9 protein-coding genes and 1 pseudogene are annotated in these 15,828 nt (G+C 45.9%); 4 read left to right on the forward strand and 6 right to left on the reverse strand.

Annotation, left to right across the window (positions count from 1 at the left end; genetic code table 11):
• Positions 1 to 117: 117 nt before the first annotated feature.
• A complete protein-coding gene (locus I1H34_RS29220) occupies positions 118 to 1,644 on the reverse strand; it encodes a family 16 glycosylhydrolase (RefSeq protein WP_212666850.1) in 1,527 nt (508 codons plus the stop codon).
• 1,259 nt (positions 1,645 to 2,903) lie between these two features.
• On the opposite strand from I1H34_RS29220, the gene I1H34_RS29225 reads away from it, so the two are divergent.
• Complete coding sequence (locus I1H34_RS29225; protein ID WP_212666851.1) at positions 2,904 to 4,157, forward strand: hypothetical protein; 1,254 nt, start codon at positions 2,904 to 2,906, stop codon at positions 4,155 to 4,157.
• Positions 4,158 to 4,194: 37 nt separating this feature from the next.
• Positions 4,195 to 4,380 carry a hypothetical protein gene (locus tag I1H34_RS29230; RefSeq protein ID WP_212666852.1) on the forward strand — a complete coding sequence of 62 codons (186 nt, stop codon included), beginning with the start codon at positions 4,195 to 4,197 and terminating at the stop codon, positions 4,378 to 4,380.
• Between the two features lie 4 nt (positions 4,381 to 4,384).
• Here I1H34_RS29230 and mobF read toward each other — a convergent pair whose 3' ends face one another.
• From mobF to I1H34_RS29255, 5 genes and pseudogenes are all read right to left on the reverse strand, one after another.
• Positions 4,385 to 8,287, reverse strand: a complete 3,903-nt coding sequence (mobF, locus tag I1H34_RS29235) for a MobF family relaxase (RefSeq protein WP_249370281.1) — start codon at positions 8,285 to 8,287, stop codon at positions 4,385 to 4,387.
• Positions 8,287 to 9,169: pseudogene (locus I1H34_RS29240) on the reverse strand (IS630 family transposase). The gene mobF and the pseudogene I1H34_RS29240 overlap by 1 nt, the downstream one beginning before the upstream one ends.
• 244 nt (positions 9,170 to 9,413) lie before the next feature.
• Positions 9,414 to 10,411, reverse strand: a protein-coding gene (locus I1H34_RS29245; RefSeq protein ID WP_212666853.1) for an IS630 family transposase whose coding sequence is annotated in 2 segments (ribosomal slippage) — positions 9,414 to 9,958 and positions 9,958 to 10,411 — 999 coding nt in all. Because the reading frame shifts where the segments join, the coding sequence is not laid out codon by codon here.
• A gap of 138 nt (positions 10,412 to 10,549) precedes the next feature.
• Complete coding sequence (locus tag I1H34_RS29250) at positions 10,550 to 13,057, reverse strand: tetratricopeptide repeat protein (protein WP_283250075.1); 2,508 nt, start codon at positions 13,055 to 13,057, stop codon at positions 10,550 to 10,552.
• Complete coding sequence (locus I1H34_RS29255) at positions 13,058 to 13,483, reverse strand: hypothetical protein (protein ID WP_212666854.1); 426 nt, start codon at positions 13,481 to 13,483, stop codon at positions 13,058 to 13,060.
• A gap of 873 nt (positions 13,484 to 14,356) precedes the next feature.
• Between I1H34_RS29255 and I1H34_RS29260 the strand changes: the two genes are divergently transcribed.
• Both I1H34_RS29260 and I1H34_RS29265 read left to right on the forward strand, forming a co-directional pair.
• Complete coding sequence (locus I1H34_RS29260) at positions 14,357 to 15,355, forward strand: ParM/StbA family protein (protein WP_212666855.1); 999 nt, start codon at positions 14,357 to 14,359, stop codon at positions 15,353 to 15,355.
• Positions 15,355 to 15,741, forward strand: a complete 387-nt coding sequence (locus I1H34_RS29265) for a hypothetical protein (protein ID WP_249370282.1) — start codon at positions 15,355 to 15,357, stop codon at positions 15,739 to 15,741. Before I1H34_RS29260 ends, I1H34_RS29265 begins: the two co-directional genes overlap by 1 nt.
• Positions 15,742 to 15,828 lie beyond the last annotated feature (87 nt).

The following is a 15,828-nucleotide window of genomic DNA, read 5'->3' on the forward strand; positions in this document are numbered from 1 at the left end:
ATCTAGTCGGGGTAAATTCCCCGTAAAAGAGTCCATGACTTGTTCCTCAATTCTCGATCCCCTCAAAGCCCAAAAATCTGTTTTCGAGACTTTGGGCCTTTTTTGACTACTTAGTGATTAGACATAGCTCACATAGGATGCATCTAGATTCAGGGATTCCACAGCTGTATTTTCAACAATGGCAATTAGATCATTGCCACGATAGATACCAGCACCAGAGACGTCACCTTCAGAGGCTGCTCCTAAGCTGTATTTGTTGGCATTGCCGCTTAGCTGAATCATATCGTCAGCCGCATTGAAGTCCGTTAAGACAGCAAATCCATCATAAACAGGAGAGTCATACGCAGAGCCACTGGCATCTCCTAAGACAAACAGATCATTGCCGATTCCACCCGTGAAGGTGTCATACCCTTCTAAATCAATCAGGGTATCGTTACCTGTACCACCCACTAGGCGGTTAGAACCCGTTCCACCGATGAGGGTATCATCTCCCCCACGACCTTCTAGGAATCCTTCACCGACACGGGAAAGGGTGTCATCAGCGGAACCACCCGTCAAACCACTCGCAGCAGAGGTTGAATCTTGGTAAACCCGGATATTGTCAATATCAAAGCTGCTGGGAAACTCGGTAGTATCATCAGGAGATCCGGGCCAGTTGCCACCTACGGCTAAGTTCGCCAACATATACATGGGTTGGTCAGGAACGTTCTCAGTCGTATTGAAGACTTCCATGCCATCGATAAACCAAGTCAATTCACCGGGTTGCCAGTCCACTGCAAAGGTGTGCATGCCATCCGCAAAGTCAATGCCACTAAACCAGCTACCTTCCATGCCGTGATTACCGGGCTGACTGGGATCTTGATAATGAACAGTGGTGTAGGCTGTGCTGGTGTCGTCGCCCAAGATTTCCATGATGTCAATTTCGGGGGGCCACTCACCGGATTCAGGCAGCATCCAGAAGGCTGGCCATAGTCCTTGCCCCGTAGGAGATTGGCCACTGATTTCAAAGTAACCATATGTGAAAGACATGCTGTCATGACCTGAGATCATGCCTGAGGTATAGTCAAAGGTTTTACCAGAGTCAAACCAGGTCTCTCCTTCGACGGTTTCTTCTTTAGCAACGATGGACATTACACCGTCATTGAATTCGAAGTTACCGCCGTCGGTGTAATATTGCAGTTCGTTATTGAAGGAGTTGGTGCGGCTGCCGTAGTAGTACTCGGTGTCCCACTTGGTGCGATCTAGCTCTGTACCATTGAATTCATCATTAAAGACCATGCTCCAGTTGGCTTTAGAGTCAGGATGAATCCCAGTGTCGAGATCATCATCAACGGTGACACCATCCCCAAAGTTCTTTTCCCACCCTTGGCCTTTGATGCTGTGGCCTCGCTGCCAGTTTTCAGGTTTGGGCTTGTCTAGTCCAGGAGGAGTGAAGCCATTCCCTAAGCCTAAGCCCTTCCCTTTTCCAGGGAATAGTGTTGTTGGTGTGGAATTAGAGGTATCGATGCCTGTATTGCTAGGTGAGGAAACGGGATTAGAGGTCAAACCCAAGTTTCCTTGGTTTGAGGTGAGGTCTAAAGCATCGGGTTGTCCCATGCCCAGTTTAGATTGACCTTTGTTTCCTTTAGTTGTGGACTTAGGCATGATGGCACTCCTGTGTGTAAACGAAATTTATGAATGGTGAAGTCAGTCACTATCAATTAGAGTGGCTGGCTTCTCCCTGAAAGTTGATGCTTTGGGCAAGAAGCCAAAAGGATTGCCAAATTTATATCAAGAGCTTTTTGAGAGCTATCGCAGTGATGATTGATTTAGAATTCATGCTCTAGCGGAGAGCACGTAATATCTGATGTAATTCATCTAGGCAGTGTGGCAAAAAATTGATTTGTTTTTGACTCGAACTTAAATACAGACTAATCGTTGTAGCTACCTTGAATGTCAAGGAACTTCTTAATAAGAAAAACTTATGTCTTCTTCTGATCTCTCAAGATTCTTTTCACGACAATATTTCAAGATTTTAATAATTTCAAGATTTCATTTAGTGTCAGATATCGCGAGATCTAAGAATATCTTTTTTAGGTATATATTAGCTTCGCGATCAACTCTCTATTTCTTCCTGGATTTACTTTTTTTCATATAGGAGGCCAGCTCCTCGATATATGACATATCGGAGTCTTAACCCTTAAGACATCTAAAAACGACAGCCTACATAAAATCTAATAGACTGTGGAATCATCTATCCATAAGCTATTAAAGGCTTTTTAGAGCATGACGACTTAACTAAATTAGTCAGATAAATTTGATGCTAACCTTGATATTAATCTCACATATAAAAAAATCTCAATGCTATAAACATTGAGATCGATCCAGGTATAGGAAACTTATATATAATCTGATAAATATTATTTTACTTAAATTAGTTTTAAGCTCTTAATGCTGTACATGTATAGATGTATTTTTGTGCAGCTAATTAAGATTAAAAATTTTGAGTTTATTAATAAAAATTTGTCATGCAAAATTCAAGATAATCCACAATATATGGCTAGTCAATATCTTGTGTCTAGCTTATAAATCTATTATGGAATATGGATGTTTAATATGATGTCTTCGCAAAAGAAATTTGTGTATAAGAAATGTACAACAAGTATTCTTTAAACTACATCCCCCTGCCCCATCTAAGTTATGGAGTCGGTTATATCTCATTGCTTCTAAGTGTCACTGTACTTTCCGCAAGTTCGGTGGTCCCATTGGGTAAATCGCCTAAGAGACATAATTTGACGGATCGATTGGTCGGCGTTAGAGGAGCAGGCGATACTTCAAACCCTGATGTCCCTGGTTCTTACGGATTTTGTGGGGTGAATTACTCAACCCCTTTTCACAACAGTGTTCCGTAGCATGTAGAGTCCATGATGCTCATACCCTTGGTCATCATGGAAATCACCAGTTCCGGACACAAAACCATTTGCCTTCCTTTTTCTTCTGAAGCCGATTACCGGAAACTGATCACTAAAGGAAGTGCCTTCCGGGAAAAACTGGATGAACTCATAGCAAAGCACCCTGAACTCTTTCCCTCCAACATTTGTGGAGGTTACTGGCTTCATGATTCCGTCTATTCCAAGAAGCTGGATATCACGACTCGTAGAATCAAATTGGTCGCCAATCAAGCGGTGTATCAAATCCGCCCCGCTTTTCTGCTGCCTTACATGGTGGGGATGACTGATGAGGTTGAGAAGGCCATGTATCTTAGGCGCTTTGGCGTACCTTTTGAAGCACTCACCTATGTCTTCGGTCATGATCCGAGCTACTGGTATCGTCTCTACCAAGGACTTGGCCGCCTCTCCATTGTGGGAACCACTGTCAAAGATACAGAAGCAATTCCAGTCAACCTAACAGCTGACGAAAAGCATAGTTGGCTTTTAGGTGATCGCGTCTACATCCCGACGACAGTTGGTGCTGGCTGTTTTCTAGGCGTAGATATTGTCGAGAGTGCTGAAACTCCTGACTTGGTGAAAGGGTATGGCACTTTTAGAGATGAAGCCCTCAACCTAAATCCAGGCTATCAAACAGAAACGGTCACGTTAGATGGCTGGGAGCAGTCCCATTGTGCTTGGAAGATCATCTTTTCAGGCGTCGCTATTATTCTGTGCTATTTACACTCTGTTCTAGATATTCAAAAACGCTGTAGAAAGAAGAAAACACTCTGGCAGAAGCTCACAGGAAGGCTTTGGCACACTTACAAAAGTCCAACAAAACGCCACTTTGCCCAACGTTTGCGCCGACTCAGAGAATGGGCAAAACGTCATACCAAACAGAAAAGTATCCACCAACGGTTGGAAGGTATGAGGACGAAATCGAAGCAGTTTCAGATTGCTTACGATTATCCGGATGCAGCTAGAACCAGCAACATGGTTGACAGATTAATGAATTATCAAGACCGTCTATTAAGGACGATGCAGTACTTCCACGGTTCTAAAGATGCTGCTCGATTGTACTTGAGGTCCATGGCGTTAATCTGGAATTTCCATCCCTACGGAAAGAGAACGACATCAAAAGATCCAGAGCGGTGTTCTCCCTTCAAAGATCTCAATGGGTTTCAATACCACAACAACTGGCTGCAGAATCTCCTGATTGCTGGATCAATGAACGGTTACAGGCAATGACTTTCAGGTCTCTCCACAAAATCCGCAAGAACGAGGGATGTTGAGGCAGTCAACCTTCTATAAGGAACAAGCAGCAGATAACCAGAAGACGGCTGACAACTTAGTGAAGCGAACTGCCAAAAATGCGATACAGCAGGCTAATAAGCAAAGTCAGACGGCCAGCCAAAAACAGGACCAAAAGCAGGACCAAAAACAGGCGGTGGCCCCCGGTCCTTCGTATTAATGCTTCAATAGCCAATTGAATAATTGTTTGACTGGTTTGGGGTCTGTTCTACTTTGAGCAGGCCCTTTCTTTTGAGTTCATCATCTAATTGCTTTTTAATCGAGTGATTTACCAGTCGAGTTGTCAGCTTATTGGCGTTCTTGTCCGCTGATATGTTTTTGTATATGTCGTGGTTCTTGTGAATGGCTAACAAGTACCGCTTATAATCTTCAGGTTCAGCCGATCTCATGTGGTCTGACGCTGAAATAAAGCGATGGGCATCGTTGATCGTTGCGCCGTTATCAGGTGACATACAGTAGCTGTAAACCTCCATGTCCAGCCTTTCTTTAGGCATATCGCCGAATCGTTCTATAGCCTTCTTGGTAATAGCGTTGTACTGGGTTCTGTAGTGACGCTTAATCTCAGCATCAGGCCTAACAGCATTTGCGATCGCAAGGTTATAGGCTTTCGGGCCAGCTTTCACAATTAGATCGTCCAGGCCTTTCCCTAGCTCTGGCTTCCATTGGGCAATCTTGCAGACAACGCCCCTAGTCTGCATTAGCTCTATTGTTCTCACCAAATCTCGACGCACATTTAGGATGCTCGATACCTTTGTGTCTTGGTCAAAGGCAAAAGTGATTTGCCTACCCGGTTTAGCTAGTGCCTCACCGTACTCTGTTGGTTCACGTTGGGGCAGTCGTTTGTCATACTCATTCTTAGCCCTGTATAAGGCAGTTACACCGGGTAGGCCTACGGTTAGGTGACCTTGACTCAAAGATGCCCATGTCTTTTTCAGGCCCTCAGTAATGACGATCGGTAGGTTATATTTGTCAGCTACATACCAAACCCCCTTAGACCGCTCCTCAGCAGTTGGACTGATGCCATTACGCTGATAAATTCGTTCCTCGATTGCCAAAGGTATCTCAGGTAGAAAGACTTGTTGACCGGGTACTTTAGGCGTCTCGTATTTTATGATGTCGCCATCTTTGTCTAAGCGGGGGGTCTTAGGTTTCACTTGGCAATACTGGGATGGTTGAGGATTGCCCTCGATGACAGAGAGTAAATCAGTGCCACCATACCCGATCCATCCTCCCACCTCGGCAATGTGGCTGTACGCTTTCTCGTGGTCATACTGGGTATGGCCGTCAACGATGGAAGCTCGGTATAGAAGGCCCTTCATCTTGCCTGTAACCTCTTGTCCAGCCCCATACTTAGATTTAGTGAATTCGGCTTCTAAGAGAGCGGCAACTAAAGGATTATCCCGGATGGAGCCATAAGGATCGGGGTTCTCACTTCGGAGATGATTCGAGGTCAATAGGTCGGGGTGAATACCGCTGTCCTTCATTTCCTTCCATGTATCCTCATCCAAGCCATAGGGCCGCTCTTCCTTGTCATAAGTTGGACTCCAGCCCGCATGAGGATCGAATAGTATCTCTAGTGCGTTCTCTTGAGCATAGGACTGTGCAACCCACTCTTGGAGCTTACTCAGGTCCTCAGTGAATACAGTCAGATACTTAGTCTTGTTCCTGGAGATAGCCACATAGAAGGATTCTTTGGCTGAGGTAGGATTAAGGCTAGCAATGTAGAGGGTTTCTGAGTTGGTACTACCTTGTGATCGATAGGTAGTCGTGGCCCAGTCATGATCTATCTGTAGGGGCTTGGCTAGGTCTAAGTGATGTACTCGGCCATGCTTATCTTTGACCGTTGCGATCTGATCTTTGATATCGGTACAGGTCAAAAAAGCATTATTGTGGATATCCTTCTTCATGTTGGTTGAAGTGAACCGGAGCTTATCACCAACAGCAATCTGATTGCGCCTCGTCGTGTAAACCTGAGTTAGCTTATGCTCTGCAGGATTGATGGTGAAATGCCGACCGCCCGGTGACTGGACCTTAAGTTTTTTGCCCTCCACGGCCAAGACTTTATAAGGGACATGGGTCTGAAGCTGGGTATAGAGCCTATGTTTCTTGTGCAGTACCAGTAAATCGCCCTTGTTGTAGTTCTCGGCCCGTTTCTTCTCGGCCTTGGAGAGGTTTCTTCTCTGGAGCTGAGTAAATTCAGTATCTTTGGTAAGCTGGCCTTCCTTGATAAGCTCGGCTCTTAGGAGTTTGGTAAAGCCAAACCGTTCTGCATTAGTCCCCACGACTACGAGGGTTTTGTCTCGGCGATGTTTAGGCTTCTCCATGTAATAGGCCACGGCACTTGTGAGCTTGGTTTCTGAGTCTTCGACCTCTCTGATATTTCCATTTTTTTCTAAAGCTCTCAGAGCCTCAACCCCGTGACCATCGGCGATAAGCTCAACGGCCCTAAGCTGTTCTTTGTTTTGCTGTCTAATGATTTGGTCGAGACGGTGAACGATTGCGCCTTTATTCATCAGCATTCGTACAGGTGCCCCTGCGGATATGGCGGCATTCTGCCCAGTGTCACCTACAAACCAGCACCTAGCCCCAACCTGTTCGGCTTTCTGGAGAATCTTCTCCATGTCCTCAGATCCAATCATGCCCGCTTCGTCAAATATCCAAAGCTGGTTTTTCCCTTCCGGTGGGGGACTGACAACAAAGCTGGCTATGGTTGTTCCTTCTAGTCCAAATGCCTCACTAATCTGATGTTTTGCATTGTGGGTGGGCGCAAAAACTTTAACATCCACATCTGGGGGTAATTGTTCCCTTGCAAGACCAAGAGCAGTTGTTTTACCCGTGCCTGCCAGTCCTTTTAGGATTTGGTACTGATCCGAAAAGCTGAGTAAGCGTCTCATGGCTTCGGCCTGACCACTGTTTAGCATCGTGTCGCTAAAGTCAGCGGTTGGGTTCAGCGGGTCAACCTGGTTATCTGGGGATAGAACTATGTCTAAAATCCGTTGGTCCCTATCAACAGCGGCTTGGGTTGTGAGTCGGCCATCCCAGGCAGTAATCAGGTCCGGGTGTTTGGCAATCTCAGCATTTAAGGGCTTTTCGTCAAAACTTCGGAGGTGAGAGAACACAAACCGCTGTATGTCCTCGGCGTTGAATGAGGATTGATATTCTGTCAGGTGTGCTAATGCAGCGTCTAAAAGTTCTCGGGGTGTCTCTTGGTTTTCAGGCTTGATAGGTTGGTCAAATGGGGTTATGCCAGTGAAACCGACTGAGGCCATTTCTTCGCCCCATCGTTGCTGCTTATGTTCTAAAGTCTCTTTGCTGTCTTTGCCGATGCGAGTCTCAAAGGTAGCTTTCTGTCGATTTTTTGGGGTGTTGGCCCAACCCTTCTCTTTTAAGTAGTCTTCAATTTCAGTTGAGCGCTTACTGAATTGTTTAATCTGCTCATCGGTCACTCCTTCGAGGTCAAACCCGGTTTTTGTTTCGCGGATCTTATAGCCCAGCGCCTGGACCTTGAGAGCCATCTTCTGATCGTAGATGTCCCCTAAAACACTGCTTCTCGTTAGCAGCTCTTTGTAAAAAGCCCTGAATTCACCATCAGGGCATTGAGTTCCGTTGAATAAAACGACATGGGTATGCACATGCGGATCACCTGCCCTGCTTTCGTGGTGGTGGATAAGAGCAGCGGCGATGTTCCCAGTCTTTACGATTTGACGGTCATTGTTCTTCTGAATTCGGGCCGCTGCATATTCATCCTCAACGATTTGCATCACTTCTTTAATGGCCTTGACATGGGCACCCCATAAACGGTGATCGCCGTTGGGTGCATGGATAGCCATGCTGAGGGATTTACCAGGAATCTTGAAGGTGAGGTCATAGGCTAAGCGTTCCTGGCCCTTACCCTTTACCTGGTTTCTAATTCGCCCCTTGCCTGGATAGTCCCCATAAAACAGCTTCGTAAATAGCTCAGCAGAGTAAGGGTCATTCGGTGCCATCCTGCCTATAAATTCGTTTTGAGTGATCCGCTGAATTTCCTCGTTTGGGCTGTAGTAGCTCTCTTCCTTGGTGTATAGCACTACGGGAATATGTTAGTACACTCCTTAAAGGCAGCATCTACACAATCACGAAAAGTGTCAAACTCATCCCATCGCTGCTTCATCCAGTTTTTGAGTACAAACCACCATCGCTCAATTTTGTTGAGATCAGGAGAATAGCTCGGTAGATACCAAATCTCACACCCTGCTTCAGCTACGATTTCTTCGATACTTTGTCCATGGTGAAAACTGGCATTATCAATCACGATAATATCGCCAGGGTGTAGCTGGGGCAGGAGACTCTGCTGTAACCACGCCTCAAATAACAAACGATTGCAAGACCCTTCGAAAGTCATCGGGGCAAATAACTGTCGCTCTTTGAGCGCAGCAATGAAACTGACTCGCTCTGTCCGCTTGCCTGATTTAAGGTCATAGAATCGTTGACCAATGGGGCAATATCCATAGGGATAATCCGCTCGATTATCGATACCTGCTTCATCCACATAGACTATCTGGTGAGGATGTTTGGTCTGTAACCGCTCTATAAAGGCTTGGCGTTGCGTTTCATCCCGTTCTCGATAGCCATAGGTCTTTTTTTTCGACTCAATCCTAATTTCTTCAAGGCATCACTGATATTTTGCTGGGTGACATTATCACCCATAATTTAGCCATTTGGGCCTGAGTCTTTCCCCCATGCTCTTGAGCAAATTCACGAAAGCGCTCCCAATCTGTAATTTTGTGGCGAGCTCCTTGCTGGTAGTGGGTAATGGCCTGACAATCACCGGTCGATTCCTCTCGCGCTATCCATAAGTGCAAGGTGTTCCGACTGATGTTTAACATCCGGCATACGTCGACTTTCCGTTCTCCATTCTTGACCGCAGCAATCGCTTTGCAGCGAAGGTCATAACTATAAGGGGCTGGCATACTTCTGCAGTGATAGCTTCTATTTATAGTACTAACACAGTTTCGTAGTGCTATAATACTTCGCACCGTCCTTAACGTTGGAATTGATGGTCGTGACATCTAGCATGATTTATCGAAAAAACCGATTCTTACCTTATTTATAGGAGTGTCACTGGGAAGACCAAAACTGAACATTAAAGCGCTCTGTTCAGATAGAAAGACATAGCACTCCTATCTACGGATTTAGGCAATTTCAAATAAGCACTTAGCTAAAATTAATTACATAATCATCGCCATAGGTTTTCAAAACTCTTTCCACATATTCGACCAAAGATGACCACCCCCAGTAGGCACTCATTTCAATCCACTGATATTTCATGAATTGCCACAGACGCTCAATCAAATTTAGATGGGGAGAATAGCTTGGTAACTCAAACAAGGTAATTCCCCGTTCGGCCCACTCTGCCTTCATCTCATAGATTGCTTGGCTCGTATGGATAGGGGCTTGATCCATCACAATGACGGTGGGCAACTCCACGTCAGTAAAGAAGGTATCAATGCAATGACTGACAACCTCACTGGTGATGGTCTGTTCTGATGTATAAGCATGTAGCCCTTGTCGTCGACTCAAAAACCCCAGAACATTCAAGCGTTTACTTGAACGAGTTGGTATTTCCAGATAAGTCCCTATGGGTTGCCATCCGTAGGGAATACAGGGGACTAACGAAAAACCACTCTCATCCATAAAGAATAGGTGGATGTCTCCCTTCTCTTCTTGTTTCTTGAGATGTTCTAACTGCTGTTTTTTTCGAGGTAGTCGGCATATAAAGGCTGGCCTGATGTCCCTTGGCGAAAGCGATGCCAGCTCATATCCATCTGCTTCAAGACGCGTTTAACGGTGGCCTTTGACACGCGCACTGACCACTGCTGTTCAATCTGAGCTAGCACCCGATTGAGTTGGATGGGAGATGCCTGAGTCCACTCATAAATCTGCTGTTGTTGGTCGGGATTAAACATCGGTTTTCGACCTCGGCCTGGGCGATTATAGAGTCCTGCAAAACCACGGTTATTCCAAGCCTTAAGCCAGTTGTACACGGTTTTAGGACTCACACTAAAAAGGGAGGCTAAGGTGTAGGGACTCCCACCCTGGGCAGACAAAATGAGGCAATGGGCGCGTTGTCTGACCTGATGATGGCGACTACAGCGATAAATCCGATGCAATAAGCGTAAGCTTTCGGTGGAGATAGGACGGACAATTGACATCAAATCAATGGATGTAAAAAAGAGGACTCAGGTAGTTTACAACCTGGAAATTCTATGTAATTAATTTTGTCCATCTGCTTAATTAGTAGACAAAGCAATTTAAAACCTCCAGTTTTAAAGCTTTAATGCACAAACCAATCAAGAAAGTGATGCTAGATAGTTCCGAAGGCTTTGAGTATGGGGATGTTTACTCCCAAGTTTTTCCTCAAAAATGACTAGAGCTTTTCGATAAAGACCTTCTGCATCCTCATTTCTGCCTTGTTTTTGATAGAGTGCCCCTAAACACCACATAGATATAGCGACATCGGGGTGTTTGTTGCCCAAGAGCTTCTGTCTCATCTGTAGGGCTTGGACATAGAGGGGGTAGGCTTCTGAGTACCGTCCTTGGTTGTCGTAGAGTAAGGCCAGGTTATTGAGGCTAAGAGCGACATAGGGGTGTTCGTTGCCCAAGAGCTTCTGTGTCATCTCTAGGGCTTGGACAAAGAGGGGTTCGGCTTCTGAGTACCGTCCTTGGTTTTTGTAGAGTGCTGCCAGACTAAGGAGGCTAAGAGCGACATAGGGGTGTTCGTTGCCCAAGAGCTTCTGTGTCATCTCTAGGGCTTGGACAAAGAGGGGTTCGGCTTCTGAGTACCGTCCTTGGTTTTTGTAGAGTGCTGCCAGACTAAGGAGGCTAGTGGCGACAGAGGGGTGTTCGTTGCCCAAGAGCTTCTGGTACATCTCTAGGGCTTGGACAAAGAGGGGTTCGGCTTCTGAGTACCGTCCTTGGCTGTCGTAGAGTAAGGCCAGGTTATTGAGGCTAAAAGCGACATCGGGGTGTTCGTTGCCCAAGAGCTTCTGTGTCATCTCTAGGGCTTGGACAAAGAGGGGTTCGGCTTCTGAGTACCGTCCTTGGCTGTCGTAGAGTAAGGCCAGGTTATTGAGGCTAGTGGCGACAGAGGGGTGTTCGTTGCCCAAGAGCTTCTGGTACATCTCTAGGGCTTGGACAAAGAGGGGTTCTGCCTTCTCACACCGTCCTTGGTTGTCGTAGAGTAAGGCCAGGTTATTGAGGCTAGTCGCGACATCGGGGTGTTCGTTGCCCAAGAGCTTCTGTCTCATCTCTAGGGCTTGTGTATAGAGGGGTTCGGCTTCTGAGTACCGTCCTTGGTGGTTGTAGACTAAGGCCAGGTTATTGAGGCTACTCGCGACATCGGGGTGTTCATTGCCCAAGAGCTTCTGTCTCATCTGTAGGGCTTGTGTATAGAGGGGTTCTGCCTCCTCATACCGTCCTTGGTTGTAGTAGAGTCCTGCCAGGTTATTGAGGCTAGTGGCGACAGAGGGGTGTTCGTTACCGAATCTCTGTTGAGTCTGTTCCAGGCATTTTTGATACCAAGGCAAAGCCAATCCATAGTTCCCTTGCCCGTCATAAAATCGACCAATACCGACATAGGGCCAAATCAATTGATCATCACTGAGGTGGTCAATCCACTGTCTGGTTAGTTCCTCCAGATGGGGAATGCTGGCACTCATCCCTGCAATCACATCAATCGTTGGACTGTAATTAATACCCTGAGCAACACCAACCATTGCTGTGCAATAAGCTGCTTGAAGGGATTCCCCTTTGTCAGTGCGCTCATTCAACTTAATCCGAAAGAACTCCTGCACAATTTGATGGAGTTGGTAGGTACTCTGTGCTACTCGTTTGAGTAAGTTTCTAGCAATTAAACCTTCATCCCTGATGTCTTCCAGATCATCCTGATCCTGATCTGATAGACATCCTTCAACCAAATGCCAAGGAATAGGAGCAATTGCAAACATCCCTAATAGACAAGCGAGTTCTTGCTCTGCCTTACTTAGCTCTACCCAGCTTAACTCTAGAGCAGCAGCTACTCCTAACTGAGCCGTCATTCCTGATTCTCTTGCTGTTAGTGCTTTAGCCTCAAGTCGCTTGGATTCAAGTCGCTCAATTAGTTTTTTAATAGACCAATCTGGCTTTTTAGCTAATGACCGTCCTAGCAGCTCTAGTCCAAGGGGCAGGTTACCGACCCAACCACACAAAGTTTTGGCATCTTCTAATTGAGATTGAACCCGTTGTTGTCCGATCAGCTTTTCTAGTAGTGTTAGTGCGCTCTCATTATCGAGTTCTTCCAGGCAAAGAGAGCGAACAGATCCACCAAAATCAAGTCGAGTGGTGATCAGGACTTTGAACCGTGGGTTCGATAGAGGAAGACAGGAGGCAACAAGCTCATACTCAACCACATCGTCAACAACGATTAGGACCTCCCCTTGGGGCCATCGTTGCCAAATGAAACTGACCTGGGCCTCTACTTCCAGATCATCTGGGGGTTTCATTCCCAGATGACTTTTAGAAAAATCAATAATCTGAGTGGTGATTTCTTGATCTCGCGACCGCAACCAACACACTCCACCCGAATAGAGATTTTGGATTAAGGACCGTTGAGCATATTTCCAAGCTAGTTCAGTTTTACCAATCCCTCCCATCCCTTCAAGTGCAGTGATAGCGATTCGCTGGTTACTTTGCAGTTGCTCATGCAGTTGCTTGATCTGGGAGTCTCGACCGACGAAGGTGACTGCCCCACTCGCTGGTAGGTTATTCGGTATATCGGTAAGGGGATGTAACTTTGTCCGGTCCCAGTCGGACGACTCCACTCATGTTTTATTTACGGTGATAGAGTCAGCGGTATAGTTTTCTCCACCATAGTTGTTGATCTGCTTGTTTTGGTTTCCGTAATTTACCTGGATTGGAGCATGGCTATCTTGAATCACACATTGATTGATTTCTTGAGCAAGTGTCTGAAGTTCCTGAGCGAATTCCGGGGCTTCCCTCATCGCAATCTTCAGATAATCACCAATGGTTTCGATGGATTCGCTGTCTCCTTCGCCAGCCTTTTCAATTGCAGTTTCAACAGTTCTATTGCCTTTGAACTTGTCCACAATTTTTTTTCGCAACTGATCAATCAACCCAAAGGCTTGTTCAGCAAATTTCTTTCCAGTCTCAGAACCGACACCTTCAACAAACTTTTGGAAGGCAAGAGCAGAAATTACTGCGGCTGACAAGGTAATGGGTTCAGTCATAGCGGTTTTAGGGCAGATATCAGTTAATTATCTGTTGGAATCCCTGAAAATACGCGAGTCTTCAACAAGAATTGAGGTTCAGAGGATAAGGGATGAAGGATAAAACCAGCTTTGGTGCATTAACGCTTTAACTTTTTGAGCCTTCAATTAAGCATAGGTGCATTAGTTATTTAAAACTACAAGAATAATATTGCGGTATCGAAAATCATACGACATATACTCAGAAAAGACTTTAGAGATTTATAGGCTGTGCGCTAAGTCTTTAATTCGGAGTGTAGCGCTTTAATAGACAAAAACTCTCGCTCCTGAATACTACATTAGCTCTACATTTGTGTGACAAGAAAAATTTTGTGTAGTACGTTTGAAATTTTCTGTAGCACTGAAAAGCACGATTTTGGACTTTTGGCCCGATCCGAGAGGTAACCCCAAAGGATGGCGGTTAGCCGTATGCCCCCACCCCCGACTCCACAGACAAGATATGCAATCCCCGAAATCTTTTCCCCGTATGGCCTCCAGATAACACACCCCAGATAAAAGCCAGGATTCACCAAGTGAGACCAGCACGGATTTTTGTTGGTGCCACTTGGTGTAGTTTGGCGCTACTTGGTATCGATAATTCGCGAAAATGGGCGTTTTTTGTAGCTCAAACGTAGACACACAAAAGCTTTGAGGTCGTTTTGGGGCCATTTTTTCAGGTTTTTTAAAAAAATTTGGAAGTACTACAAAAAATTTCAAACGTACCACAATATTTCTGAGGAGACCACTACAAAAGGCTACAGAATGTAGTATCCATGCCCACTCAAAAAAAGTTTTTGGTCTTTCTGATTGCAAGCCTATAGATAGGTGAGGACGACAAACATAGGAGATTCAGGAATGGATCGAGAACTAAAGATATGCACTGATCTAGGCTCAAGCATGGGCAAGGGTTGTTATGACCTCGACGGGTCTATCAGGTGGATTGCTCAAGATAATGCAGTTGAAGAGGAGGAGGTTAGAGACCTGGACAGTGAGAGCTGTGTAATCGAGTACAAGGGTAGAGCATGGACGGTCGGCTCTAGCGCTATTTACGGACTACATGAAACCTCGTTGCATCAGAACAAAGCAGAGCAAGCCAGTCTAAGAACTCTGGGAATGCTTGGCAAGGTCATTGAACGAGAGCAGTTTTTAGAGGGCTATGTTGATCTAACGGTGCTTTTACCTGAAGGTGAGCGGCGATACTTTAAAACCTTGGAGTCGAACCTGGCGAAAGGTATTTACGGATCAACATTCAACGGTCTTAAGCCAAACGTGAAAGTGCGACGGGTCCGGGTACTGCCTGAAGGATCGGGTATTGCTTCACAGATACAAGATCAGGGGGCAATGGCGATCATGTTTGGTCACAAGGATGTCTCGTTGCTCCAAGTTCTGAACGGCGTAATCCAGGCTCAGAAGAGTCTCACGCTTTCCAACCTTGGGATGATTAAGCTCATCAGTGAATGCGGCATTCACATTTCAGATGAACTGATCCTTTCTACACTGATCTGTAGAGAAGTCAGAAACAAGAATGGGTTTAAACATGCTTTCTCGGATAAGGAAGCATTGAAGAACGCCAGACAGATCCTCAAGGATACAAAGGCTAAAGTTTGGCCTCTACTCTCCAGAAAGTTTGACGGGTTTCCAGCCTTGGGGACTGCAACCAAGATTTATGTGACTGGGGGCAGTCATCCAGTCTGGGGGCCAGAGCTAAAAAACAAGTTTGGAACTAAGCTGCGTTTCTTCAAGGATGAACTTGAAGAGATGTCAGGGGCCTTGCCAGAACTGAATGCGCCAGAGTACACGGGGTACAAGAATCGGTTTACTGACAGTTATCTATTGATTAAGGGGGTTGGGTGATGCCTAAAGAATCAGACATCAAAACGATCCGACCATCGAAGCAGTACCCCGAAGATTCCGCGCACTACCGTCGCTACTTGGCCCTGAAAAAATACTACGGGGGCAGCTTCAACGAAATGTTTTTCCAGGCTGCATGGTCAGTCTTGGGACCGCTGGGAAGTGCAGTACTTGGAGCGCCCCTTGATGAAGTTCAGCGGCTCTCAACGGTAGGCAATCACTTTAAGTTGGCCCTAGATAGTGAAGCCTTAGCTACAGCCAGCGGCGGGAATAAGATTGTTGGCGAGGATCAGCCCAGTCTTGATACCTGGGCTAATGACTGCGAAGGAACCGAAGACATAGACGATGATTCCCCGTCTGTGTCTATCGCTGGTGACCCGTTCGGTTGATTTTTTGGAGATACAACGATGCTCGAATTTTTAATCGTACTGGCAGCATCAGTCCTGACCTCGAAGGTAAAACTAGCCAGGTCAAAA

It is taken from the genome of Acaryochloris marina S15, from assembly GCF_018336915.1.
In the GTDB taxonomy this organism is placed as follows: Bacteria; Cyanobacteriota; Cyanobacteriia; order Thermosynechococcales; family Thermosynechococcaceae; genus Acaryochloris; species Acaryochloris marina_A.

What these genes read in the sequence shown, in the direction of transcription:
- I1H34_RS29220 (WP_212666850.1), bottom strand. Translation starts at nt 1,644, where the DNA reads ATGCCTAAGTCCACAACTAAAGGAAACAAAGGTCAATCTAAACTGGGC.
- I1H34_RS29225 (WP_212666851.1), top strand. Translation starts at nt 2,904, where the DNA reads ATGATGCTCATACCCTTGGTCATCATGGAAATCACCAGTTCCGGACAC.
- I1H34_RS29230 (WP_212666852.1), top strand. Translation starts at nt 4,195, where the DNA reads ATGTTGAGGCAGTCAACCTTCTATAAGGAACAAGCAGCAGATAACCAG.
- I1H34_RS29255 (WP_212666854.1), bottom strand. Translation starts at nt 13,483, where the DNA reads ATGACTGAACCCATTACCTTGTCAGCCGCAGTAATTTCTGCTCTTGCC.
- I1H34_RS29260 (WP_212666855.1), top strand. Translation starts at nt 14,357, where the DNA reads ATGGATCGAGAACTAAAGATATGCACTGATCTAGGCTCAAGCATGGGC.
- I1H34_RS29265 (WP_249370282.1), top strand. Translation starts at nt 15,355, where the DNA reads ATGCCTAAAGAATCAGACATCAAAACGATCCGACCATCGAAGCAGTAC.